Annotated in this window: 21 protein-coding genes; 7 read left to right on the forward strand and 14 right to left on the reverse strand. The window is 65.3% G+C overall.

The features are described 5' to 3' along the window. Positions 1-306: 306 nt before the first annotated feature. Positions 307-1,707 carry a selenium-binding protein SBP56-related protein gene (locus tag XH92_RS32105; protein ID WP_194455709.1) on the forward strand — a complete coding sequence of 467 codons (1,401 nt, stop codon included), beginning with the start codon at positions 307-309 and terminating at the stop codon, positions 1,705-1,707. 2 nt (positions 1,708-1,709) lie between these two features. Continuing rightward, positions 1,710-2,378: a hypothetical protein gene (locus tag XH92_RS32110; protein ID WP_194455710.1), complete on the forward strand. Its 669-nt coding sequence runs from the start codon at positions 1,710-1,712 to the stop codon at positions 2,376-2,378. Between the two features lie 275 nt (positions 2,379-2,653). Here the strand turns inward: XH92_RS32110 and XH92_RS32115 are convergent, their stop codons facing one another. The 8 genes from XH92_RS32115 to XH92_RS32150 form a co-directional block, all read right to left on the reverse strand. After that, complete coding sequence (locus XH92_RS32115) at positions 2,654-3,109, reverse strand: MarR family winged helix-turn-helix transcriptional regulator (RefSeq protein ID WP_194455711.1); 456 nt, start codon at positions 3,107-3,109, stop codon at positions 2,654-2,656. Between the two features lie 15 nt (positions 3,110-3,124). Beyond that, positions 3,125-3,829, reverse strand: coding sequence for an ABC transporter ATP-binding protein (locus tag XH92_RS32120; RefSeq protein WP_194455712.1), 705 nt, complete (start codon positions 3,827-3,829; stop codon positions 3,125-3,127). Next, the gene (locus tag XH92_RS32125) at positions 3,826-4,617 is read right to left on the reverse strand and encodes an ABC transporter ATP-binding protein (RefSeq protein WP_016842451.1); all 792 of its coding nucleotides are present in this window, start codon (positions 4,615-4,617) and stop codon (positions 3,826-3,828) included. Before XH92_RS32125 ends, XH92_RS32120 begins: the two co-directional genes overlap by 4 nt. Beyond that, complete coding sequence (locus tag XH92_RS32130; RefSeq protein WP_194455713.1) at positions 4,614-6,503, reverse strand: ABC transporter permease; 1,890 nt, start codon at positions 6,501-6,503, stop codon at positions 4,614-4,616. Before XH92_RS32130 ends, XH92_RS32125 begins: the two co-directional genes overlap by 4 nt. Positions 6,504-6,685: 182 nt before the next feature. Beyond that, positions 6,686-7,900 carry an ABC transporter substrate-binding protein gene (locus XH92_RS32135; RefSeq protein WP_194455714.1) on the reverse strand — a complete coding sequence of 405 codons (1,215 nt, stop codon included), beginning with the start codon at positions 7,898-7,900 and terminating at the stop codon, positions 6,686-6,688. A 28-nt stretch (positions 7,901-7,928) separates the two neighbouring features. Continuing rightward, positions 7,929-8,513, reverse strand: a complete 585-nt coding sequence (locus XH92_RS32140) for an amino acid synthesis family protein (RefSeq protein ID WP_194455715.1) — start codon at positions 8,511-8,513, stop codon at positions 7,929-7,931. 16 nt (positions 8,514-8,529) lie between these two features. Further along, positions 8,530-9,438, reverse strand: a complete 909-nt coding sequence (locus XH92_RS32145) for a UPF0280 family protein (protein ID WP_194455716.1) — start codon at positions 9,436-9,438, stop codon at positions 8,530-8,532. After that, positions 9,435-10,883 carry a 6-hydroxynicotinate reductase gene (locus XH92_RS32150; protein ID WP_194455717.1) on the reverse strand — a complete coding sequence of 483 codons (1,449 nt, stop codon included), beginning with the start codon at positions 10,881-10,883 and terminating at the stop codon, positions 9,435-9,437. The genes XH92_RS32145 and XH92_RS32150 overlap by 4 nt, the downstream gene beginning before the upstream one ends. A 277-nt stretch (positions 10,884-11,160) precedes the next feature. Here XH92_RS32150 and XH92_RS32155 point away from each other — a divergent pair, with 277 nt between their 5' ends. From XH92_RS32155 to XH92_RS32175, 5 genes are all read left to right on the forward strand, one after another. After that, on the forward strand, positions 11,161-11,628 hold the full coding sequence (locus tag XH92_RS32155; protein ID WP_194455718.1) for a (2Fe-2S)-binding protein: 468 nt from the start codon (positions 11,161-11,163) through the stop codon (positions 11,626-11,628). Continuing rightward, on the forward strand, positions 11,628-15,170 hold the full coding sequence (locus XH92_RS32160; RefSeq protein WP_194455719.1) for a molybdopterin cofactor-binding domain-containing protein: 3,543 nt from the start codon (positions 11,628-11,630) through the stop codon (positions 15,168-15,170). The genes XH92_RS32155 and XH92_RS32160 overlap by 1 nt, the downstream gene beginning before the upstream one ends. A gap of 61 nt (positions 15,171-15,231) precedes the next feature. Beyond that, complete coding sequence (gene pncB, locus XH92_RS32165) at positions 15,232-16,536, forward strand: nicotinate phosphoribosyltransferase (protein WP_194455720.1); 1,305 nt, start codon at positions 15,232-15,234, stop codon at positions 16,534-16,536. Positions 16,537-16,581: 45 nt separating this feature from the next. Beyond that, positions 16,582-17,877, forward strand: a complete 1,296-nt coding sequence (locus tag XH92_RS32170; RefSeq protein ID WP_194455721.1) for an O-acetylhomoserine aminocarboxypropyltransferase — start codon at positions 16,582-16,584, stop codon at positions 17,875-17,877. A gap of 4 nt (positions 17,878-17,881) precedes the next feature. Beyond that, on the forward strand, positions 17,882-18,661 hold the full coding sequence (locus XH92_RS32175) for an alpha/beta fold hydrolase (RefSeq protein WP_194455722.1): 780 nt from the start codon (positions 17,882-17,884) through the stop codon (positions 18,659-18,661). 291 nt (positions 18,662-18,952) lie between these two features. Here XH92_RS32175 and XH92_RS32180 read toward each other — a convergent pair whose 3' ends face one another. The 6 genes from XH92_RS32180 to XH92_RS32205 all read right to left on the reverse strand — a co-directional run bounded on the left by XH92_RS32180 (position 18,953) and on the right by XH92_RS32205 (position 24,258). Beyond that, a complete protein-coding gene (locus tag XH92_RS32180; protein ID WP_194455723.1) occupies positions 18,953-19,969 on the reverse strand; it encodes an AraC family transcriptional regulator in 1,017 nt (338 codons plus the stop codon). An 8-nt stretch (positions 19,970-19,977) separates the two neighbouring features. Further along, a complete protein-coding gene (locus XH92_RS32185) occupies positions 19,978-20,808 on the reverse strand; it encodes an oxidoreductase (RefSeq protein ID WP_194455724.1) in 831 nt (276 codons plus the stop codon). A gap of 312 nt (positions 20,809-21,120) precedes the next feature. Further along, positions 21,121-21,591: a DUF2147 domain-containing protein gene (locus XH92_RS32190; protein WP_194455725.1), complete on the reverse strand. Its 471-nt coding sequence runs from the start codon at positions 21,589-21,591 to the stop codon at positions 21,121-21,123. 446 nt (positions 21,592-22,037) lie between these two features. Next, positions 22,038-22,355 (reverse strand): DoxX family protein, encoded by a 318-nt coding sequence (locus tag XH92_RS32195; protein ID WP_194455726.1) that lies wholly within the window; start codon positions 22,353-22,355, stop codon positions 22,038-22,040. A gap of 3 nt (positions 22,356-22,358) precedes the next feature. Continuing rightward, positions 22,359-23,249, reverse strand: a complete 891-nt coding sequence (locus XH92_RS32200) for an NAD-dependent epimerase/dehydratase family protein (protein WP_246788599.1) — start codon at positions 23,247-23,249, stop codon at positions 22,359-22,361. Between the two features lie 100 nt (positions 23,250-23,349). Then, complete coding sequence (locus tag XH92_RS32205) at positions 23,350-24,258, reverse strand: LysR family transcriptional regulator (protein WP_194455728.1); 909 nt, start codon at positions 24,256-24,258, stop codon at positions 23,350-23,352. Positions 24,259-24,502 lie beyond the last annotated feature (244 nt).

Genomic DNA, 24,502 nt, shown 5'->3' on the forward strand with positions numbered 1-24,502 from the left:
CAGCCGGGCCGTCTACCCTTCGAGACGCGCTGCGCGCTCCTCAGGGTGACGGTGAGACATTGGTTCCGCAGGGACACACAGCGAGGCTTGCCCAACCTCTTGAAGGGGCTGCCGGATCATAGGCTCGGCACCGCGTGGCTTTGCCGCGCCGCTTCCGTAACTTGTTTCCACCCGTCATCATTGAGGTGTATCGTGCCGCCACGCGAACCTAGCCGGCGGCGCTCGCAAGAGCCACGCGACGATTAAGTTCCCGTCGCATGCCGCCGTGCCGTGTTGGTCCACACCAGGCAAACAGGAGGCAGCACGATGACGATGAGGCCAGATCCCACGTTTCATGCGTCGCCGAAGCTTGCGATGGAAGCTCCGGCGGAGAACTTCGCCTACACCGTGCTGCTCAGCCCGGATTTTTCCAAGCCCGACGCGCTTGCCGTCATCGACGTCAAGCCGGGCTCGCCGACCTACAGCAAGATCGTCCACACCGTGACGATGCCCAACAAGGGCGACGAGTTTCACCATTTCGGCTGGAACGCGTGCTCGTCGGCATTGTCCCCGCTTGCGGGCCATGCCTTCATCGAGCGCCGCTATCTCATCGTGCCCGGCATGCGGTCGTCGCGGATCTACGTCATCGACACCAAGCCGGATCCGACGCAGGCCAAGATCCACAAGATCATCGAGCCTGAGGAGGTGTTCAGGAAGACCGGCTATTCGCGGCCGCATACCATCCACTGCGGACCGGACGGCATTTATGTCTCCACGCTCGGCGGCGGCGGCAAGGACGGCACCGACGGGCCGCCCGGCGTCTTCATCATGGATTGCGAGACCTTCGAGGTGCTCGGACGCTGGGAGATCGATCGCGGTCCCCAGACCAAGCACTATGATTTCTGGTGGAACCTGCCGCGCGACTACATGGTGAGCAGCGAATGGGCGCTGCCGCCGCAATTCGAGAACGGCATCGCGCCGGAAGACCTGCTCTCGAACAAATACGGCCATCGCATCCACTTCTGGGATCTGCGCGCGCGTCGCAATGTGCAGACCATCGATCTCGGCGCCAACCATCAGATGGCGCTGGAGGTGCGGCCAGCGCACGATCCGGTTCGCGAATACGGCTTCGTCGGCGTCGTGGTCGACACCACCAACCTCGAAGGTTCGATCTGGACCTGGTGGCGCGAGGGCGGCAAGTTTCACATCGAGAAGACGGCGACGATCCCGCCCGAGCCCGCGCCCAAGGAGCAGTTGCCGCCCCTGCTGCAGGGTTTCGGCGCCGTGCCGCCGCTGGTGACCGACATCGACCTGTCGATGGACGACAGGTTCCTGTACGTCTCCTGCTGGGCCACCGGCGAGATGCGCCAATACGATGTCCGCGATCCGCGCAAGCCGAAGCTCGCCGGATCGGTGCACATCGGCGGCATCGCCCGGCGCACCCCGCATCCCAACGGCCAGACATTTGCCGGCGGTCCGCAAATGGTCGAGATCAGCCGCGACGGCAAGCGGGTCTACTGGACCAATTCGCTGTACTCGACCTGGGACGACCAGTTCTATCCCGACGGCATTCCCGGCGCCGAGGTGATGGCGCATGCCAGCCCGGGCGGCGGGCTTGAACTCGCCAAGGACTACTGGGTCAGCCTCCCCGACGGGTACCGCGCGCACCAGATCCGGCTCGACGGCGGCGACTGCTCGACGGATTCGTTCTGCTATCCATCGGCGTGAATGTGAGTGCAGCCGACTGGACACCGGCTTGGTTGTGGCTGGCGGTGATTGCGAGCGGCCTCTACCACGGGATCAACCCGGGCATGGGCTGGCCGCTCGCGGTTTCGGCCGGATTGATGCAGAGGAGTTCGCGCGCGCTGCTCGCCGCGCTTGGCCCGCTCGCAATCGGTCATCTGCTGGCGATGCTGCTCGTGATCCTGCCCTTCGCGCTGCTGATCACCCTCGTCGAATGGCAGCGCACGATCCGGATCGGCGCGAGCGTGCTTGTAATCGGCTTCGGCATCTATCGGCTGATCGACCGGCGCCATCCGCGGGCTCTGGCGCGGATACCGCCGACGCAGCTCGCTTTGTGGTCGTTCGCGGTGGCGATCGCCCATGGCGCGGCGCTGATGCTGGTGCCGATCTATCTCGGACTATGCCGCGCAGCCGAGCCGGACCAAGGCCATGCGGCGGCCAACAGCCTGATCGACACCAGTCTCACCATGGCCGTGCTGGTCTCCATCGTCCATGCCGGCGCAATGATCGCCGCCGGTGGATGCCTGGCGTGGCTGGTCTACCGCTATCTCGGTCTCAAATTCGTGGCCCGGAGCTGGTTCAACCTGGACACGGTGTGGGCCCTCAGCCTGGTGCTGGTCGGTGCCGTTGCGCTGGCGTTCGGCCTGAGATCGTAGGGCGGGTAGAGCGAAGCAAAACCCACCATCTCGCCGCCGGTACCAATGATGGGTTTCGCTGCGCTCTACCCATCCTACGGTGCGCGATCGTGGCGAAGTAGGGAGCGCGAACGATGTGTCCCGTCATCCCCGCGCAACGGCTTCGCCGTTGTCGCTGGAGGTGCGAGCGCAGCGAGCCTCGAAGGATGCACGGCCCACGTGGGGCCACGGCCGGGCCGTCGACCCTTCGAGACGGTCGCTTCGCGACCTCCTCAGGGTGACGGTGATAGATTGCGTCAGCGTAATTTCCCGAGCAGTGCCATCAGCGTCTCGCGCTCCTTGGCGTCGAGCGGCGCCAGCGTCTCGCGGGAGATCACAAGCGCATTCGGAGCTGCCTTGTCGGCCATCTGCTGGCCGGCGCGCGTCAGGCTCACCAGCAGGCGGCGGCCGTCGTCGGGATCGGGCGAGGTCTCGGTCAGGCCGCGCGCGGTCAGGCGATCGATCACGCCCTTGATGGTCGCAACGTCCATCGAGGTGAGCCGCCCGAGCTGGTTCTGCGAGCACGCCCCGACCTCCGACAGCTTCGACAGCGCGGCCCACTGCGTCGGCGTCAAATTGATGCCGATCTCGCGGGCGAAGATCACGGCGTGGCGCTGCGACACCTGGCGCAGGATGAAGCCGATCTGCTCGTCGAGCACGTAACCGGGCTTGGCCGCCTTGACGCTTCGCTTCTGTGCAGCACTCCTCGCCATTGTCCACCCCGCCCTTTACAGCGACAGATGCGCGTCGCGGACATCCGGACGCGCATCGAGTTCCGCCATGGTGCCGCCGAAACAGATCCGGCCGCGCTCGATGATGTAGGCGCGATCCGAGATCAGCCGGGCGAAATGCAGATTTTGCTCTGACACGACGATGCTGACGCCCTCTTTCTTCATCGCCAGGATCGCATCGACCATCTGCTCGACGATCTTCGGCGACAGACCTTCCGACGGTTCGTCGAGCAGCACCAGCGACGGATTGCCCATCAAGGTGCGTGCGATCGTCAGCATCTGCTGCTCGCCGCCGCTCATGCGCCCGCCCGGCCGGCCGCGCATCTCGCCGAGGTTGGGGAACAACTTGAACAATTTGTCGCGATCCCATTGCGGCGCACCCGGCCGCTTCGGCTGGCGGCCGACCTCGAGATTCTCCTCGACCGTCAAATCGGTGAAGATGCGCCGCTCCTCCGGCACATAGCCGAGCCCGCCGCGCACGATCGCATGGGTCGGCAGCTCAGAGACGTCTCTGCCCTCGAACATCACGCGGCCGGAGCGGTTCTCGACCAGGCCGACGATGGAGCGGAACGTGGTCGACTTGCCGGCGCCGTTGCGGCCGAGCAACGCGACCACTTCGCCCTCGCCGACCTCGAGCGCGATGTCGAACAGGATATGCGCCGGACCGTAGAAGCTGTTGAGGTCCTTCACCGTGAGCTTCATGCCGATGCTCCCTCGCGGTGCCGCGCGTCGTAGACCAGGCCTTCGCCGAGATAGATCGCGCGCACCTGGGCGTTGCCGCGGACCTCTTCGGGCGAGCCCTCGGCGATCAGGCTGCCGCGGTTGAGCACCAGGATGCGGTCGGCATGCTCGAACACCACGTCCATGTCGTGCTCGGTGAAGAGAACACCGATCGACTGCTCGCGCGCGATCCGCGCCGTCAGCCGCATCAGCTCGACGCGCTCGCGCGGCGCCATGCCGGCGGTTGGTTCATCCATCAAGAGCAGCTTCGGCTGGTTGGCGAGCGCGATCGCAAGCTCGAGCCGCTTGACGTCGCCATAGGCGAGCTCGCCGCAGGGCCGCTCCGCATAGGCACCCATGCCGACCAGATCGAGCAGCCGACCGGCCTCGTCGCGGGCGTGCCGCGCGGTCGAGGCCCACAGGTTGAACAATTGCCCGCCATGCGAGACCAGTGCGACCTGCACGTTCTCGCGCACCGTCATGGTCGGGAACGTCGCCGCGATCTGGAAGGTGCGACCGACGCCCATCCGCCAGATCACGCGCGGCTTCTTGCCGGTGGTCTCCGCCCCCAGCACGCGGATGCGGCCGCTATCGGGGATGTTCTGGCCGTTGAGCATATCGAAGCAGGTGCTCTTGCCCGCCCCGTTCGGTCCGATCAGCGCCAAAATCTCGCCGGCGCGCAGTTCGAACGAGACGCCGCGCACGGCATGCACGCCGCCATAGGATTTGGTCAGCCCCTCGACCGACAGCAATGTGGGGACCATGCTCATTCGGCAGTCTCGATGCGGGAGGTCAGCGCGGGCGACGCCGACGACGAAGATTTGCGCCGACGATGCAGGAAAGCTTCCAGCGTGCCGACGATGCCCTTCGGGAAGGAGACCACGATCAACACGACGAAGGCGCCGAGCACGAGCTTCGACCAGTCGGTCTGGCTGACCAGCCAGATGTTGAGCGCCTTGTAGACGATCGCGCCGACCACCGCGCCCGACACCGTCTCGACGCCGCCGAGCAGCACCATGACCAACGCATCGACCGACAGCGAGATGCCCATGTTGTCGGGGAACACGCTGCCCTTGAGATAAGCGAACAGCGCGCCGGCAAGGCCGGCAACCGTGCCCGCGATCACGAAGGCGGTCCACTGGATCCGCTTGCCGTTGATGCCGACGGCTTCGCTGCGCAGCGGCGAATCGCGCGTGGCGCGCAGCGCAAAGCCGAACGGCGAGAACACGATGATACGCAGGATCACGACCGCGAGCGCGGCGATGCCGAGCGACAGCCAGTAGAAATGCGACGGGCTCGCCGCCCATTTTTCCGGCCAGACCCCGAGGATGCCGTTGTCGCCGCCGGTGACCGACACCCACTGGAACGCGATCGACCAGACGATCTGGGCAAACGCCAGCGTCAGCATCGCGAAATAGACGCCCGAGAGCTGCACCGCGAAGAAGCCGAACACGGCGGCGCCCAGGAGCCCCAGCAGCGGGCCGAGCAGCAGGCAGGCGATCATCGGCAGACCCGCCATCTTGGCAAGCAGCGCCACGCCATAGGCGCCGAGGCCGAAATAGGCGGCGTGGCCGAACGAGGCGAGCCCGCCGACCGACATCAGGAAGTGCAGGCTGACCGCGAAGATCACGAAGATCGCGATCTCCGAGCCGACGGTGAGCAGGTAATTGCCGGCGACGAACGGCAGCGCGGCGGCGACAATGAGCACCGCTATCGCGGCCATCCGTTCATTCATCGTCAGCGGCCGCCACGGATTGACGGTGAGGCCCGGCGTGCGCCGCACTGGGGCCTCCGGCTTGCCGAACAGCCCCCACGGACGGACGATCAGCACCACCGCCATCACCAGGAATACCAGGATGATGGAGATCTTCGGGAAGATCAGGATGCCGAAGGCATTGAGCTCCGAGACCAGCACCGCCGCGACGAAGGCGCCGATGATGCTGCCGAGGCCGCCGATCACGACCACGACGAAGACCTCGACGATGACGCGCAAATCCATCGCATGGTTGACCGCATCGCGCGGGATCTGCAGCGCGCCGCCGAGGGCGGCGAGGAAGACGCCGAGCGCGAACACGCTGGTGAACAGCCATTTCTGATTGACGCCGAGCGCCGCGACCATATCGCGGTCCTGCGTCGCCGCGCGCACCAGCACGCCCCAGCGGGTGCGCTGGAACAATAGCCAGAGCACGCCGAGCACGACCGGCCCGAGCACGATCAGGAACAGATCATAGCTTGGGATATTCTGGCCGAAGAAATCGATCGCGCCCTTGAAGCCGGGCGCGCGGCGGCCGACCAGATCGTCCGGCCCCCAGATCAGCACCACGAGGTCCTCGACCATCAGCGTGAGGCCGAAGGTTGCGAGCAATTGGAACAGCTCCGGCGAATGATAGATCCGGCGCAGCAGCACCATCTCGACCAGCACACCGATCGCAGCAACCGCCAGCGCCGCGACGATGATGCCGCCCCAAAAGCCGAACGCGCCGGCGAAGCGCTCGGTCAAGGTGAAGGCGACGTATGCGCCGAGCATGTAGAACGCGCCGTGTGCGAAATTCACGATCCGCGTCACGCCGAAGATGATCGACAGGCCCGAAGCGACCAGGAACAGCGACGCCGCGCTGGCAAGACCGGTCAGGAACTGGACGACGTAGAAAGCCATGGGCGGTCCGCGTTGGAGATTACAAGCGTCACTTTCCTTCACCTCGCCCCGCTTGCGGGGAGAGGTCGAATTCAAGCGCCAGCTTGAATTCGGGTGAGGGGGACTCTCCACGCGCTCGCTCGCGGAGATAGCCCCTCACCCCAACCCTCTCCCCGCAAGAGCGGGGCGAGGGAGTAAAAAGCTCAATCCTTCGGCCGCAGCTTCTCGATCTCGGCATCACCAGGCAGATAGTCCGAGCCCTTGCGATAGGCGGTGTCGACCATGATGCCCTTGCCGTCCTTCAGCGCGGTCTTGCCGGTGAAGGCCCCGAGCGTCGACTGGTGATCGATCTTGCGGAAGGTGATCTCGCCGAACGGTGACGGCATCGAGATGCCTTCCGCCGCCGCGATCAGCTTCTCCGGATCGCTCGAGCCGGCTTTGGCGAGGATCGCCGCCGCCGCCTTGATGGTCTGGTAGCCGACGATCGAGCCGAGCCGCGGATAGTCGTTGTACTTGGCCTGATAGGCCTTCAGGAACGCGTCGTGCTCGGGCGTCTTGATCGAGTACCAGGGGTAACCGGTGACGATCCAGCCTTCCGGCGTCTCGTCCTTCAGCGGGTCGAGATATTCCGGCTCGCCGGTCAGGAAGCTCACCACCGTGCGGCCCTTGAACAGGCCGCGGGTGTTGCCTTCGCGCACGAGCTTGACGAGGTCGGCGCCGAAGGTGACGTTGAGGATCGCCTCGGGGTTCGCCGCAGCCGCCGCCTGCACCACCGGGCCGGCGTCGATCTTGCCCTGCGGCGGCCACTGCTCGTCGACCCACTGGATGTCGGGCCGCTTCTCCGACATCAGCTTCTTGAACACCGCGACCGCCGACTGGCCGTATTCATAGTTCGGCGCGATCGTCGCCCAACGCTTTGCGGGAAGTTTTGCGGCTTCTTCCACCAGCATCGCCGCTTGCATGTAGTTCGACGGCCGCAGGCGGAACGTGTAGCGGTTGCCCTTCGACCAGGTGATGGCGTCGGTCAGCGGCTCAGCCGCGAGGAAAAACACCTTCTTCTGGTTGGCGAAATCGCTGACGGCAAGGCCGATATTGGACAGGAACGTGCCGGTGAGCATCGCGACATTCTCGCTCGACACCAGTTCGTTGGCCGCGGTCTGCGCATCCGCAGGCTTGCCGCCGTCATCCTTGGAAACGACGACGAGCTTCTTGCCGTTGATGCCGCCGGCCGCGTTGATCTCCTCCACCGCGAGCTGCCAGCCCTTGCGATAGGGCTCGGTGAACGCCGGCAGCAAGGAATAAGAGTTGATCTCTCCGATCTTGATTTCGCTCTGCGCCATGGCCTGCGTTGTCATGGCACTCGTTGCCATGGTCGCGACCGCGATCGCCAATCCCGCCCCTACGAAATAACCACGCATCCCGTCCTCCAGTTTTTCTTCAAAGAGATTATCGCAATCCGTCTTCGCCCTTGATCTCGCCGACCGTCAGCCCGCCGACGCGCGGCAGCGGCCGTCCGCTGTCGGTGACCGCAACCGCGACCATGATCTCGTTGGCCCGCGGCGCGTCGTTAATCTGCACCTCCATGCCGTCGAAATGGCTGCGTACGAAGGCAGCGTCCTTGTGCCCGAGCGGAATATCCAGCGTGGTGCCGGGACCCGAGCGCTTCTTCGACGATGGGATCAGCGCGGCGCCCTTGGAGAGCACCTTGCGGACCGGCGCGCCCATCTTGGGGTGCAGGATCGCCGCCGCGTGCTCGAGCTCGCCGTTTTCGCCGACGGCGGCGGCCTTGCCGTAGCTGTGCGCCTTGGCGCCGTCGATGCCGAGCGCGGCAATTGCCCGCTTCGACAGCAATTCGCCGAGCTCCTCGCCGATCGTGATCAGCGGCGACAAATCCTCGACATAACGGCCGGCAAAGGGGTTCTCGATCACGGCGATCGCAGCGGCCCGCCTTGTCGGCGGTGCAATGGTCTTGCCCATCTCCAGATGGGTCTCCTCGACCACGGTGACGATCTTGCGAATGACGGCGCTCATCTTGCCTCGCTCCCGGTCATGCCTGCAGCATGATTTCTGACGTTCTTCCTTGAAACGCGTGCGACGCCGGCGTCTCGTTCCCAGTTGCACCGACAAGCCGCGTTTCGCCCAGTAGACGCAATGCCGCGCCCTCGATCAATCCCGACATCAGGAGGTCGCGTGCCCGCGCCGCCCCCGCCTCGAGCGCCTGATCGATCTCGTGTTCCGCGAGCCGTCCGACGTCGCGAGTCACCAGCCGCGCGCCGAGATCGCTGTCCGGCTGCAATTCGCACGCCGGAATGCGCAGGATCGCGGGATGGCTGGGCAGATCGACCGCATTGGCGATCACGGTTGCGGCGGCATCGGCCTGTGCTGCCGTCCGCGCCAGCACGGTGACGGCATCGGCGATGCCGAGCGAGAAGCTGCGGCCGTGGCGGCCGCTGGTCGCAATGCCGCGGACCGGCATGTCGCTATCTACGGTCATGGTGCGCATCACGCCATGGCGGTCCGGCCGATCCATCAGGCCGACGGTGAACTGTTCGTTGGCTGCGAGATGCAAGGCAATGTCGCCGCCGTTGTTGACATAGGCGCGGTCGAGCACCGCCGCCTGCCGCATCGCGCCGAGGATTTCCTCTGCGACCGAACCCGCGACGGCCGCCATCGGCGTGATGAAACCGTCGGCGGCAAACGGCGCGACGGCCGCATGCATGCGCCGGGCGACCACGCCCTTCAACGTGCACCGCTGCGGATCGGCCGCACTGCGTAGCCCGGCTAGTTCCGCGCAGAGTTCGTCAAGCAAACCGGTGAAGCGCGCTGCCGCGGCCCGATAGGCGGCACTGACGTCCGCATCCCGGCCCTTGGCCTCGATGACCAGATCAATCGGACCGTCCTGCAAATGCAGCCGCTTGCCGTCAGGAAGAAGCGCGATTTGCGGGAGCCGGCTCATGCGCGCCGTCCTGGGAGGAATGGCATCGGCCGGACTTCGGCGCTGTCCCGCAGCGACGACAGCGGCCGGACGTAGTCCATATGACCGCCGAGCGCCGCGTAATCCGACAGCCGCATCGTGAACTCGATCGGCGCCACCAGTGCCGGGGTCGGCACGTAACCGAAGGCGCCGGCCGGCATCTGCGTGACATCGACCATGAAGGTGATGCCGCCGCCGGGCCAAACATAAACCGGCGCGCCGCCGCTAGTCACCCTTGTGAGCGCATCCTTCACCGAGCGGGTCAGCCGCACCGGATTGTCGGTGACGCCGGCGCGCAGCGATCCGCCCGCGCCGCCCATGAACAGCACGGTGCACAGCGCCGGCTCGCAATTCTCCTGGATGCGCTCGACCGAGAATTTCAGATCCGCCGGCATCTCGGTCTCGACCGGCCTCAAGACCTCGTCGAGCACGTAGTACGAGGCATGCTCGCCTGTCGTCGAGACCATCAGCATGGTCAGTCCCGGCCGCGCCTCCTTGGCATTGAAGGGCCCGAGGATCGACAGCGGATCTGAAATGTTGGTGCCGCCCCATCCGGTGCCGGGATCGGCGACCTGGAAATAGCGACCGGGCGTCGAACGGCGGCCCTTCATCTTGATGCCGGTGTCGGCGATGTCGAGCAGCTTACCGGCCTGATGCTCGCTGAGCACGCCGGTGATGTGGTCGTCGACCACCACGACTTCATCGACCTTGCCGTGCCATTGCTTGGCGAACATGCCGATGGTCGCCGAGCCGCAGCCGACCCGCATGCGCTCTTCGGCCGTGCCGTTGACGATCGGCGGCTTGCCGGCTTGCACCACGACGGTGGCGCCGCCGTCGATGGTCAGCTCCACCGCCTTGCAGTTGGAGAGATCCATCAGCGTGTCGCAGGTGACGCGGCCTTCCTTCTTGGAGCCGCCGGTCAGATGATGCACGCCGCCGAGCGAGAGCATCTGCGAGCCATATTCACTGGTCGTGACATGGCCGACCGCCTCGCCGTCCGCGCGCACGGTCGCGGTCTCCGGCCCGAGATAGCGGTCGGTGTCGATCTTCACCTTGACGCCGCAATAGGAGAAAATGCCCTCGGTCACCACCGTGACCATGTCGATGCCGTCGACCTCCGACGACACGATGAAGGGCGCCGGCTTGTAGTCAGGATAGGTGGTTCCGGCGCCGATCGCGGTGACGAACAGTTCGGGCTGACGGACGATCTTGCCGTCCCAGTCGCCGCTCACCTGGAACGGCACCAGCTTGCCGCCATGCGAGACGGTGCGCTCCAGCACGACATGCGGATCGACGCGCACCAGCGTGCCGTCGTGATTGGCATAACGGTCGCAGGCGCCGGCCGCGCCCGGCTTGATGTAGCACATCACCGGACAGGCATCGCAGCGGATCTTGTCGCCGGCGGCGACGGTCATTGTGTCAGCCATCGTGACCAAGCCTGGACTTGTGGTGGCGGTCGATCATACTGCGCTTCCGCCTCCCTGCCTATATCGTTCGTATACGAATGATCCTGCGCGCGAGCCTCAAGCCTGTCAAGCAGCCTTTGCAATCAAACCCTGCCATTCGCTTGCGCACCCTGTTCATAAAGCGTGCACTCGCTGCAGCGCGGCATGCCGCCGCTTGCACGTTTGTATACAAACGTTATCCTCACCGGCGGATTTGACGCTGACGTTGCAGCGCAAACATCAGGGGAGAACCAGGGCAATGCGCCTGACCGTCAACGGCAGGAATCATGATGTCGACGCCGCTCCCGACACCGCATTGCTTTATGTGCTGCGCAACGATCTCGAATTGAACGGACCGAAATATGGCTGCGGGCTCGGCGAGTGCGGCGCCTGCGCGGTGCTGATCGACGGCGTCGCGGCGCGCTCCTGCGTGATTCCGATCGAGGGCTGTGCGGGGCACGACATCGTCACGCTCGAGGGCCTCGGCAGCCGCGAGCATCCCGATCCGGTGCAGGATGCATTCATTCGCGAACAGGCCGCGCAATGCGGCTATTGCCTCAACGGCATGATCATCACCACCAAGGCGCTGCTCACGCGCAATGCAAATCCGTCCGAACACGAGGTGCTGGAAGCGCTGCGCTACAATCTCTGCCGCTGCGGTGCCCATATCGAGATCATCCGCGCCGCGATGCGCGCCGCCGGCCACGCGCTCGAGGCGCGCGATTAATGACGGACGCGCGGTCTCCAGAGCAACGCATGCTCGGCTCACTGTCGGTCGTCCGCCCCGCGGTGCTGGGCGCGGAAGGCGCGTTCGAGACCTTCATCACCATCACGGCCGATGGTTCCGTCAACGCTTACAACGGCCATGTCGATCTCGGCACCGGCATCCGCACCGCGCTCGGACAGATCGTCGCCGAAGAACTCGACGTCTCCTTTGCCCGCGTGGTCGTGATCCTCGGCGATACCGCCGTGGTGCCGAACCAGGGCGCGACGATCGCAAGCGAAACCATCCAGATCACCGCTGTTCCCTTGCGCAAGGCCGCTGCGCAAGCGCGGCACTTTTTGCTCGCGCGCGCGGCCGCGCGGCTCGAATTGGCGGAGAGTGACCTCACGATCGAGGATGGGCTGGTCCGCGGCCATGACAACCGCAGCGTCAGCTATGGCGAGTTGATCGCGGACGAGACCATCCGGCTCGAGCTCGCCGACGACGTTGCGGTCAAGGAAGTGAGTGCGTATTCCGTGGTCGGCAAATCCGTGCCGCGCGTCGACTTGGCGGCGAAGGCCACCGGAGAACTCGTTTATGTTCACGACGTGCGCGTGCCAGGCATGCTGCACGGCCGCGTCGTCCGCCCGCCCTATGCCGGCGTCGATGCCGGCCCGTTCGTCGGCACCAGCTTGATCGCAGTCGATGAAGCCTCGGTGCGCGATATCCCCGGCCTCGTCGCGGTGGTGCGGATCGGCGATTTCGTCGGCGTCGTCGCCGAGCGCGAGGAGAACGCGATCAAGGCCGCCGCGCAGCTCGAGGTGAGCTGGAAGCCGGGGCCTGTTTTGACCGATCTCTCCGACATCGAACAGGCGCTGCGCGCCAATCCCTCGACGCCGCGGCAGCTGATCGACAAGGGCGACGTCGATGGCGCGATCAAGGCGGCGGCCAAGCCGATGCAGCGGACGTACGTCTGGCCCTACCAGATGCACGGCTCGATCGGCCCGTCCTGCGCGGTCGCCGACTGCGGCGAGGGCGCGGTCCGGGTCTGGTCCGGCACCCAGAACCCGCACATCCTGCGCGGCGATCTGGCGCTGTTGATCCAGCGGCCGGAATCCGAGATCGACGTGATCCGGATGGAGGCCGCCGGCTGCTACGGCCGCAACTGCGCCGACGACGTCTCCGCCGATGCGCTGCTGCTGTCGCGCGCGGTCGGCCGGCCGGTGCGCGTGCAGCTTACCCGCGAGCAGGAGCACGCCTGGGAGCCGAAGGGCACCGCGCAGCTGATGGACGTCAATGGCGGGCTCAATGCCGACGGCAGCGTCGCCGGCTACGATTTTGCCACGCGCTATCCCTCAAACGGCGCGCCGACCCTGGCGCTGCTGCTCACCGGGCGGATCGCGCCTGAAGCGGCCGTGTTCGAGATGGGCGACCGCACCGCGATCCCGCCCTACGACTACGAGAACATGCGCGTGGTCGCCAACGACATGCCGCCGATCGTGCGCGCCTCCTGGCTTCGCGGCGTCTCGGCACTGCCGAACACCTTCGCGCATGAATCCTATATCGACGAGCTTGCCGCCGAGGCCGAGGTCGATCCGATCGAATACCGGCTGCGGTATCTAAAGGACAAGCGTGCGATCGATCTCGTCAACGCGGTTGCCGAGCGCGCCGGCTGGACGCCGCGCCCGGTGTGGAAGGAGCCTGAGGCGAACGGCGATATCGTCCGCGGCCGCGGCTTTGCCTATGCGCTCTACATGCACAGCAAGTTTCCCGGCTACGGCGCGGCATGGTCGGCGTGGATCGCCGACGTCGCCGTCAACAAGACGACCGGCGACGTCAGCGTGACGCGCGTGGTCGCCGGCCAGGATTCCGGGTTGATGATCAACCCGGAAGGCGTGCGGCACCAGATCGAAGGCAACGTGATCCAGTCGACCAGCCGCGCGCTGATGGAGGAGGTCTCATTCGAACGCGGCGCGGTGACGGCACGTGAATGGGGCGCCTACCCCATCATCAAGTTTCCTGAGCTGCCGAAGATCGACGTGCTGATGCTGCCGCGGCAGGACCAGCCGCCGCTCGGCGTCGGCGAATCCGCCTCGGTGCCGAGCGCGGCTGCGATCGCCAATGCGATCTATGACGCGACCGGCGTGCGTTTTCGCGAATTGCCGTTCACGCCGGAACGCATCCTGAAGGGCTTGCACGGCGAGCAGCCCGCAGCGCCCGCCCCTCTTCCGCCGCCTGCGCGGACGGCTGATCTCAACAGGTGGCAGAATCCTTTTGCGAAGCGCAGCGGCCTGCTCGCCGGCATTGCCGCGCTCTGCGCCGCCGCTATTGGTGTCGGCGCGGCGGTGCTGCCCTGGCGCGCGATCGCGCCGATCGCCCGGCCCGACGCCTCGGTCTATTCCGCCGCGACGATCGCGCGCGGCAAGGAGCTTGCGTCACTCGGCGCCTGCGCCGTCTGCCACACCTCGGAGCATGGAATCGCGAACGCCGGCGGCCGGCCGCTCGAGACGCCGTTCGGCACCATCTACACCACCAACATCACACCCGACGTCGCAACCGGGATCGGCGCCTGGTCCTATCCCGCCTTCGAGCGCGCGATGCGCGAGGGCATTCATCGCGACGGGCGCCATCTCTATCCGGCGCTTCCGTACACGCATTTCGCCAGGACCAGCGATGCCGACCTGCAGGCGCTCTATGCCTATCTGATGGCGCAGGCGCCGGTGAGCGCCGAGGCGAAGGCGAACGCGCTGGCCTTTCCGTTCAACCTGCGGCCGCTGCTCGCCGGATGGAATGCGCTGTTCCACCAGCCCAGCACGTTCCAGCCCGGTCCATCGAAGTCGGCGATATGGAATCGCGGTGCCTATCTGATCGAGGGCCTCGGCCATTGCAGCGCCTGCCACTCGCCGCGCAACGCGCTCGGCGCCGAGCGGCAAGCGGCCTATCTCGCCGGCGGTTTCGCCGAAGGCTGGGAGGCGCCGGCGCTGACGTCGCTGTCGAAGGCGCCGATCCCCTGGAGCGAGGACGAACTCTACGCCTACTTGCGCACCGGCGAGTCGCGCCTGCACGGCGTCGCCGCCGGCCCGATGGCGCCCGTCGTGCAGGAACTCGCCGCGCTGCCCGATCAGGACATCCGCGCGATGGCGGTCTACCTCGCCTCGTTCAACGAGGCCGCCGATCGGCCGGCCCACGATGCGCTTGCCGCGAAGCTCGAGACCAGTACCGCCGTCACCACCGCCGCCTCGACCGGCGCGCGGATCTATCAGGGCGCCTGCGCGGTCTGCCACGAGGTCGGCGGCCCGCCGCTGTTCGGCAGCCGGCCGTCGCTGGCGCTGAACAGCAATCTGCACAGCGATGCGCCCGACAATCTGATCCAGGTGATCCTGCACGGCATCACGAAGCCGGCCGTGACCGATCTCGGCTACATGCCGGCCTTCAAGGACAGCATGAGCGACGGCCAGGTCGCCGAGCTCGCCACCTTCCTCCGGCGGCAATTTGCCCCGGACAAGCCGGCCTGGACCGATGTCGCCGCCAAGGTCGGCCGTATACGGCAGACCATAGCGCGCTGACCTGCCATGTTCCGCCCGATACCCACTGGGCGGCCGCCGCGGGGCAGGCTAAGGTTCCCGCATGACCGTGACAGATATCGCGACCCGGACCTACAACCACGGCTGGCGGCTCGACCCGATCGTGCGCAGCCTGCTGGACACCGATTTCTACAAGCTGTTGATGCAGCAGATGATCCGGGAAAGCTATCCGGACACCCGCACGACCTTTTCGGTGATCAACCGCTCCACCCATATCCGGCTTGCCGAGGTCATCGACGAGGGCGAGCTGCGCGCCCAGCTCGACCATGCGCGCACCATCCGCTTCGCCAAGAAGGAACTGATCTGGCTCGCCGGCAACACGTTCTACGGCAAGACCCAGATGTTCTCGCCCGATTTCATCAACTGGCTCTCGACCTTCCGCCTGCCCGAATACGAGCTGCACAAGGTCGACGGCCAGTATGAGCTGCATTTCCACGGGCCGTGGACCCACACCACGATGTGGGAGATTCCGGCGCTCGCGATCCTCAACGAGCTGCGCTCGCGCGCGGCGACCAAGACTTACGGCCGCTTCGCGCTCGACGTGCTCTACGCCCGCGCCAAGGCCAAGCTGTGGGCCAAGGTCGAGCGGCTGCGCAAGCTGGACGGATTGCGGCTGTCCGATTTCGGCACGCGCCGCCGTCACGGCTTCCTGTGGCAGCGCTGGTGCGTCGAGGCGGTGAAGGAAGGCCTCGGCCCGTCCTTCACCGGAACGTCGAACGTGCTGCTCGCGATGGACAACGACCTCGAGGCGATCGGCACCAATGCGCACGAGCTGCCGATGGTGGCTGCCGCGCTCGCCAACGACGACCAGGAGCTGCGCTGGGCCCCCTATCGCATCCTCGACCAATGGCGCCACGCCTATGGCGGCAACCTGCTGATCGCGCTGCCCGATGCGTTCGGCACCAAGCCGTTCCTGCGCGATGCGCCGGACTGGGTCGCCGACTGGACCGGCTTTCGTCCCGACAGCGCGCCGCCGATCACGGCCGGCGAAGAGATCATCAAGTGGTGGAAGCAGAAGGGCCGCGATCCCAAGGAGAAGCTCCTGGTGTTCTCCGACGCGATGGATGTCGGCTCGATCGAGGAGACGTTCCATCACTTCAAGGGACGCGTGCGCGTCAGCTTCGGCTGGGGCACCAACCTCACCAACGATTTCGTCGGCTGCGCGCCTGACGGAACCGCCGAGCTCGACCCGATCTCGATCGTGTGCAAGGTGACGTCGGTCGACGGACGCCCGGCCGTGAAGCTCTCCGACAATCCGGAGAAGGCGACCGGCATCCCGTCCGAGGTCGAGCGCTATTTGCGCGTGTTCGGCAATGTCGGCCGCGTTCGCACCGCAGTTCACGTCTAACCTCACGCGGTAATTACATTCATCGACTGACCTGACGAGCTTCGCATGCCCGCACCCAAGCCGCCTGCCTTCGAAACCCTGAGCCTGCACGCCGGCCAGCGCCCTGATCCCGCGACCGGCGCGCGCGCGGTTCCGATCTATCAGACCACGTCCTACGTCTTCCAGGACGCCGACCATGCCGCTGCGCTGTTCAACCTGGAACGTGCCGGCCACATCTACACGCGCATCTCGAACCCGACGACCGCGGTGCTGGAAGAGCGCATCGCCGCGCTCGAATGCGGCGTCGGCGCGATCTGCACCGCCAGCGGCATGGCCGCGATGCATCTTGCGATCGCGACGCTGCTCAATGCCGGCGACCACATCGTCGCCTCCGCCTCGCTCTATGGCGGCACGATCAACATTTTGGCGCACACGTTGCCGCGGTTCGGCATCACCACGACCTTCGTGAAGCCCCGCGCGCTCGACGAATTCCGGGCCGCGATCAAGCCGAACACGCGGCTCGTGATCGGCGAGACCATCGGCAATCCCGGCCTCGAAGTGCTCGATATCCCGGCGGTCGCTCAAATCGCGCATGATGCGAAGATTCCGCTGTTGATCGACAACACCTTCGCGACGCCCTATCTGAGCCAGCCGATCGAGCTCGGCGCCGACATCACCATGAACTCGGCGACCAAGTGGATGGGCGGCCATGGCATCGCGATCGGCGGCGTCATCGTCGACGGCGGCCGGTTCGACTGGCGCGCCTCCGGCAAGTTCCCGCAGCTCACCGAACCCTATGCCGGCTATCACGGCATCGTCTTCGACGAGCAGTTCGGCAAGGCCGCCTTCATCATGCGCGCCCGCACCGAGGGCCTGCGCGATTTCGGCGCCTGCCTGTCGCCGACCAACGCTTTCCAGCTGCTGCAGGGCATCGAGACGCTCGGCGTCCGCATGGACCGCCACATCAGCAACACCCATGCGGTGCTGGACGCCCTCGCCGCCAACAAGGCGGTCGACTGGGTGCTGCATCCGTCGCTGGAGACGCATCCGGACTACTCGCTGGCCAAGAAGCTGCTGCCGCGCGGCGCCGGCTCGATCATCAGCTTCGGCATCAAGGGCGGCCGCGCCGCCGGCAAGAAGTTCATCGAGTCCCTGAAGCTGATCAGCCATCTCGCCAATGTCGGCGACGCCAAGACGCTGGTGATCCACCCCGCCAGCACCACGCACCAGCAGATGGACGCCGAACAGCTCAAGGCCGCCGGCATCGGCGAGGAGCTGGTGCGGCTGTCGGTCGGCATCGAGACCGCGCAGGATATCATCGACGATCTCGGCCAGGCGCTGCGCGCCTCGCAAAGGACTTGAGCCCATGCAGCTTTCCGTCAACGGGTTGGACACCTTCATCGCGACCGGCGGCAAGCCGTTCGATGCTTCGTTGCCGGCTGTGGTGATGATCCACGGCGCCGGCTTCGATTCCTCGACCTGGGCGCTGCACAGCCGCTGGTTCGCCCATCACGGCTATTCCGTGCTGGCGCCTGATCTACCCGGCCACGGCCGCTCCGCCGGCAAGCCGCTCGCGACCATCGCCGAGATGGCCGACTGGGTCGCGGCGCTGATCACCGCCGCCGGTGCATCGAAGGCGCGGCTGATCGGCCATTCGATGGGCTCGCTGATCGCGATCGAGACCTCGGCGCGGCATCCCGACAAGGTGTCCGGCCTCGCGCTGATCGGCACCGCCGCGACCATGACGGTCGGCCCCGATCTGTTGAAGGCCGCCGAGGCCAACGATGCCGACGCTATCGACATGGTCTCGATCTGGGGCCTCGGCTTCAAGGCCGAGCTCGGCGGCAGCCTCGCGCCCGGCCTGTGGATGCACCAGGGCGCGCAGCGGGTGTTGCAGGAGGCCAAGCCCGGCGTGCTCTACAACGACCTCAACGCCTGCAACGCCTACCAGAACGCGCTCACCGCAGCAGCCGCGGTCAAGGTGCCCGCGACCTTCGTGCTCGGCGAGCGCGACATGATGACCCCGGCCAAGGCCGGCAAGGCGCTCGCCGCGGCGACGCCGAATGCCCGCATTGTGGTGCTTCCAGGCGCCGGTCACATGATGATGGTCGAGCAGCCCGACGAGCTGCTGGCGGCGCTGCGGTAGGCGAGCGCACACAAAATATCGAAAACAACCCCATGCAAAGTAGCCGGGGCCGCCGGCCCCCGGACCAGTAACTTGACACGTCGGGCAACTCAGCGATATCTTCTATTATTCCGAAGTTATGCAGCGATAGGTTTTGGCTGAATAGGCTGTGCTATCGACCGACCTCTCCTTGGGAGAGGTCGATTTGCGCAGCAAATCGGGTGAGCGGTTGCGGTCTATCGAGAGAGCGAGAGGAGGAGGAGGCGCCCGCGCGCGGCCGCCTTCATGTACGATGCCGGTCGGATAGTCTCGCTAGTGAAGCTTGTCGCCCCTCAATTCTCGCCAGCGGCTCGGCGTCACACCTTCCCGATCCCGGAACGCGCGATAAAAGGAACTTGTATCCTGGTAGCCCAGAAGACAGGCCACCTCGTCGATTTCGGCGGAAGGGTCCAGGAGAAGCTGCCGCCCGAGCTCTTGCCGTGCTTCGGCAAGTAGCTCACGGAAGCTCGCGCCTTCCTCGGTAATCCTTCGTTGCAGCGTGCGTTCGCTCAAGCCGAGATCGCGCGCCACGTCCGCCAACTCCGGCCGTCCGCTGGCAAGGCTTCTCTTGAGAACGACCTTCACTTGTTCCTTGATCGAGCTGCACGCTTGTAACTCGCCGAGCGCCGAGGCCAAGGCCGGTGTGAGAATTTCGAGCAGTTCCTGGTTGTGTCCCGGAAATGGCCGGTCGAGGTCCGATGGTTTGAGGATGAGGCGGTTCTGCGCGACACCAAAGCGGACCGGGCATTCGAAATAGTTCTGATATACAGCGCTTTTGGGACGTTCGCGGACGAGTTCGACACGTAAAGGAGCAAGTGGCTGCCCGGTACCCCGGCGTCCAAGCTCAACGAGCGAAGCAAAGGTCACATCTGTTGAGATCGCGGGCTCGGGTTCGGTGGCGTAAGGCCATTCGACCGTAACCGCGCATTCTTCCCTGCCTTGCGCCACACGGACTTGTTCGGGCGAGCAGAGCCGCTTGAACCGCGCGATGCGAAGCAAGCCATCGCGAAAGTCCCGCGCATAGAACGCGGCGAGGCTAGAGGGCGGATGCACGGCCGTATCCGTGCTCTGAACGAGCGTGAGACCGAGACCCGGCTCCGGCTTCAGTTCTTCCAGTGCCCGCCACAGCGCAAAATACTGCGCCGTCGTGACCTGCCCCTGGCCGTTCACATGCAAGGTGGCCGGAAGCCGTGCCTGCCGGAGCAGCGCGGCTGGCGGCACGCCGATGCGCTCGGCGGTCTGCCAGAACGCCTGCGGCACCTTGCACCGATCTGCTGCCACTCCACGCATAGCCGCCCCTAGCGCATCTGGCTCATGATCATGCGATCGAACATCCGATCGCCGAACCATTCGCGGATCTTGATCATGGGCAAGGCGTATCTACCCGCGACGTAGCGCGTGCGCGGCTTCGCCGCCTTCACGGCCTTCGACACGACGCCGGCGACGACGTTGGGATCAGTGCCACGGCCGTGGCCGTAAGCGTCCTTTGTCGACTTGGCGACCGCTTGCGTTTGCTTGGCATACGGTCCCGAGCCTGAACGCTTCAGGAGGCCATTGGCTACCACATCGCCAAAACCCGTCTCGATCAGACCGGGCTCGACGACGACGACCTTGATGCCGAAGGGGGCGAGTTCAAGGCGCAAGCAATCGGACCAGCCTTCGAGCGCATGCTTGGTCGCGTGATACCAGGCCCCGAGCAGCGTATAAATCTTGCCGCCCATGGAAGTGATGTTCACGATGGTACCGCTGCGCTTCTCCCGCATCTTTGGCAAGAGCAGTTGCGTGAGGCGCGCCGCGCCGAACAAGTTCACTTCGAACTGGTAGCGCGCTTCGTCGATGCCGACCTCTTCGACGGGACCATAAAGGCCGAACCCGGCGTTGTTCACGAGTACATCGACACCGTCGGTTTCACGCAAAATCGTATCAACCGTCGCCATGATCTCGGCCTCGTTCGAGATGTCCATGCGCAACGCCCGCGCGCCGAGCTTGACGAGGTCATTCATCTTGTCGGTATGCCGCGCCGCGACAAAGACCTGAAAGCCGTCCTTGATCAGGCGCTTTGCGATTTCCTTGCCCATGCCGGACGAAGCTCCGGTCACGAGCGCTGTTTTCTTTCGTCTGTCGTCCATCGTAACCTCTCACAGTGTGCAACCAACCTAGCGCCTTCGGTCACCCACACACTGGCGAAGCCCGCCAATAGACTTGCATATCACGCCAATCATCGCCAGTGACGCCAGAACAAGAACGCTCGTGGAAACAGCGCCTTGGTCGCTAATTGGCGCAACTCAGCCCCTCCCCGCAACAGGTAGCCGGGAGTCACGACTGATCCCGGCGTCGAGGCCATGCCCCCCCGAAGAGACCCGCCGCGTACTGAACCACCGTCGACAACAGCAACCCATGGGAAGGCATGACAGGAACGAGCTTCTCTTGCGGCGAGCGTGTCAGCCGCGAACGCGATGGAAGGTGCGGGTCTGTCCCATCGCCGGAATGCCGAGATAACCCCGCAATCCCATCTTTCCGTTCCTGATCTCGGCCTTGCAATTGTAGGTGCGGCCGGACGAGGCATCGTAGATCGAACCGCCGCTCCATTCGCCCTCAGTCCAGCGCAGACCCGTGATGAACACGATGTTCTTCAGCGAGCGCGAGCGCAGCGCCGGGTCCGGATTGTTGGCGTCTTTCTTGAACGTGACGTTGTCGGCTTCCACGATCTCGTTGCCGTAGAGCATATGCGCCTGGAATTCCGATCCGGCCTTGAACATGTCGAGCTTCACCGTGCCGTCATCGGCCTCCCAGATTCCGACCAGCGCATCGGCCGGCAAAGGTTCGGCATCAGCCGCGGGCATCATGAACAGGGCCGAGGTGGCAAGTGCCAGCGCCAGCGCGGCGCGTCGGGTATATCTAGGTGCTTGCATGGGCGTCCTTTGACCTTGGGGGACCGTCGCTGAATGGCGGGCATGAACGAGCAAAGCGGTATCATGCGAAGCCACAACAAATGACCGACGGAGCGAACGTCGTCCGATCGGCTTGCCCACAGTTTGAATGTGTTTCGCTGCGAGCGCTTTGAACCTGGATTTTCTCAGAGGGCGGGACAGTGACAGATCGCGCCAATCGAATTGCGCGTGACGCCATCAGAGCATGCCGCATCGGATGCGCTCGCTACCGGTCCCACTCTTATGTCCGCCTTGGATCACAGCCGGCAAAGCCGAGGACGGCGCAAGATTTCCGCTCGCTCCAGACCGTCGTGCGCCGTGCCAAGAAAGATCCGGGCGATCCGACGGTTTGACGCCCAAGGGGACAGGTTCCCTTGGGCATTCAAGCCGATCAACAGCGTCCTCAAATGCCCGGGGCCACCGATCATTCAGGAAGTCCGGCTCGCCATCAGGAGCAAGGCAGCGAAGCAACCGATCGGTACGAGATGGGAAAACTCCCGATGTCGCAGGATGGTCAAAGCTGCCGCGGCGAGAATGACGGCGCAGAGGATCAAGCCTGCTGCACGGGTTGCCGGTAGTGCGACCAGGATCGCGGCCGATATCTCCAATCCGCCGGTGACCCGGCACCACCACGCGGGATACCCCCATCGAACAAAGTTGCTCCGCGTCGTCGGCGTCGCGATCGCATTGAACAGACCTGCACTGGCGAAGGCAGCGGCAAGCAGCCTGATGAATATCGTGTGCATGACCTAAGCGACCGCCAACGCATAAGCGCGCAACTCGTCGATGATCGATCCTCGCGAAGGGTTCCAGCCGAGTTCGCGCTTCGCCTTCTCGCCCGAGATGATCTGATCGGAGGCGATGGCATCGGCGAAACCCCAGAGGATCTTGCGCGCCTCTTCGAGCGGCCATGCCGCTACCCGGCCGCCGGCACCGCCCAACTCGCTCGCTGCGCGTGCGATCTCGACGAGCCGCGGCGCCGAACCGTGCGCGCCATTGAAGACGGATCCCGCCGGTGCCCGATCGAGCGCGAGCGCATAGAGATCGGCCAGATCGTCGGCATGCACGGTCGACCAGCGATTTTGACCGTCACCGACATGAAGCGCCGCACCATGTTCCTTGGCCGATGCGACCATCATCATCGCGGCGCCGCCCCAGTTGCCATATACCCAGGCAGGCCGGATAACGACCGAATGGACGCCCTCGCCTTCGGCCGCGAGGATTTCGCGTTCCAGCGGCTGGCGCCAGCGGACCATCTCGACCGGGTTCAATGGCGTGCGCTCGGTCACTGGCGTGTCACCCGTGGAGCCGTAGACCAGGCTGCCACTGGTATAGATGAAGCGCTGACCCGTTCCGCGCTGGGCTGCGAGGATCGCACGCGTCGCAATCTCATCGAGAGAGGCAGCGTTCTGATCGTTGGGCGAAGCGGCATGGACGACGGCGTCCACGCCCCGCACCGCCGAGGCCAGGCTCACCGGGTCGGCAAGCTCACCTGTCTCCGCCACGAAGCCTCGGTCGAGCAGCTTGGCCGCGCTGGCTTCCGACCGGGCGAGTCCCACGACTTCATGACCTCCCTCTTTCAACCGGTGCGCTACCGCACCGCCGATCAGGCCAGTCGCGCCTGTTATCAAAACTCGCATGTCGATCACTCTTCAATTTCGGTGAATCCAACAAAGCGGAACGGCAATGCGGATGGAAATCGCGAGTTCTGATGTGGCGCTATCGATCGCGCCGATGGCGTCAAGCCGAGGCGGCGATTTTGGTGATGATGCCGCGCAGCCAGGCAATAGCCCCATGCGTATCCGCCCGCCGGTGCCACATCAGGTGAAGTGGCCAGGTGGGCAGTTCGAGCGGCGGATCATAAATCGCTATGCCTGCTCCGGTACCAGCGAACCTTCGTGCGACCCGGCAGGCCAGCGTCGCGACAAGGTCGGTCCCGGCGATCACGAAGGGGGCGGCCAGGAATTGTGGCAGGCTCAGCACGACGCGCCGTTCGAGGCCGAGATCGGCAAGCCTCAGATCGACGATCCCGGAGCGGTCGCCTTCCGGAGAGACCAGAAGGTGCGGCGCCGCTGCGAAAGCCTTCAGGCTTGGACCATCCGCGAACGCCGGGTGCCCCTCCCGCACGACGCAGGCGAAACTCTCAAAAAAGAGCGGGCTGCTGATGATGCGCGCCGACGTCTCGACGGGGAAACCGATCGCCAGATTCGCCTCGCCGCTGTCGAGCAGCGTGATGGCTTCGTCGCGTCCGAATATCCCGCAGACCCGCACGTTGACGTGCGGGGCATCGATGCTGAGGCGGGCCATGAGTGGCGGCAACAAGACGAACGCCGCATAGTCGCTCATCGCGAGCGTGACGGTATTGTCGGCCCTCGCGGGATCGAAGCTATCGGCCTGTAGCGCGCTCCGGAGCAGCCGGAGCGCATCCGAGACGGGACCAGCAAGGTCATGGGCGCGGGGCGTTGGCTGCATGCCTGAAGGCGTTCGCACGAAGAGCTCGTCCCCAAGAAGCTCTCGCAAGCGCGTGAGCGCGCCGCTCATCGCCGACTGGCTGAGGCCGATCCGCGATCCGGCGCGCGTCACGTGGCGCTCCGCGTACAGCGCATCAAAGGCCTTCATCAAGTTGAGGTCGAAGCCGGCTATATCCATGTGGCCGACCATAAGGGAATGCGCCGAACGGGGATAGCGGCCGTGCGTCGACCGCTCGCCGCCTGGAAGGCGGCGCAGTCTGCAAAGGGTCGATAGGCGCCGTCTTCCTTTCAGTCTATGCTAATGTGGTGCGTCATTTGGTGCACATGGAGCGTGCACTCTCAGGTCAGGAGGCCGATGCATGAAGATGAAGATTGCGAGCTTCGCGTGCGCTCTCGGAGCAGCCCTGGTGCTGTGTAACCTC

It is taken from the genome of Bradyrhizobium sp. CCBAU 53421, assembly GCF_015291625.1.
GTDB lineage: Bacteria > Pseudomonadota > Alphaproteobacteria > Rhizobiales > Xanthobacteraceae > Bradyrhizobium.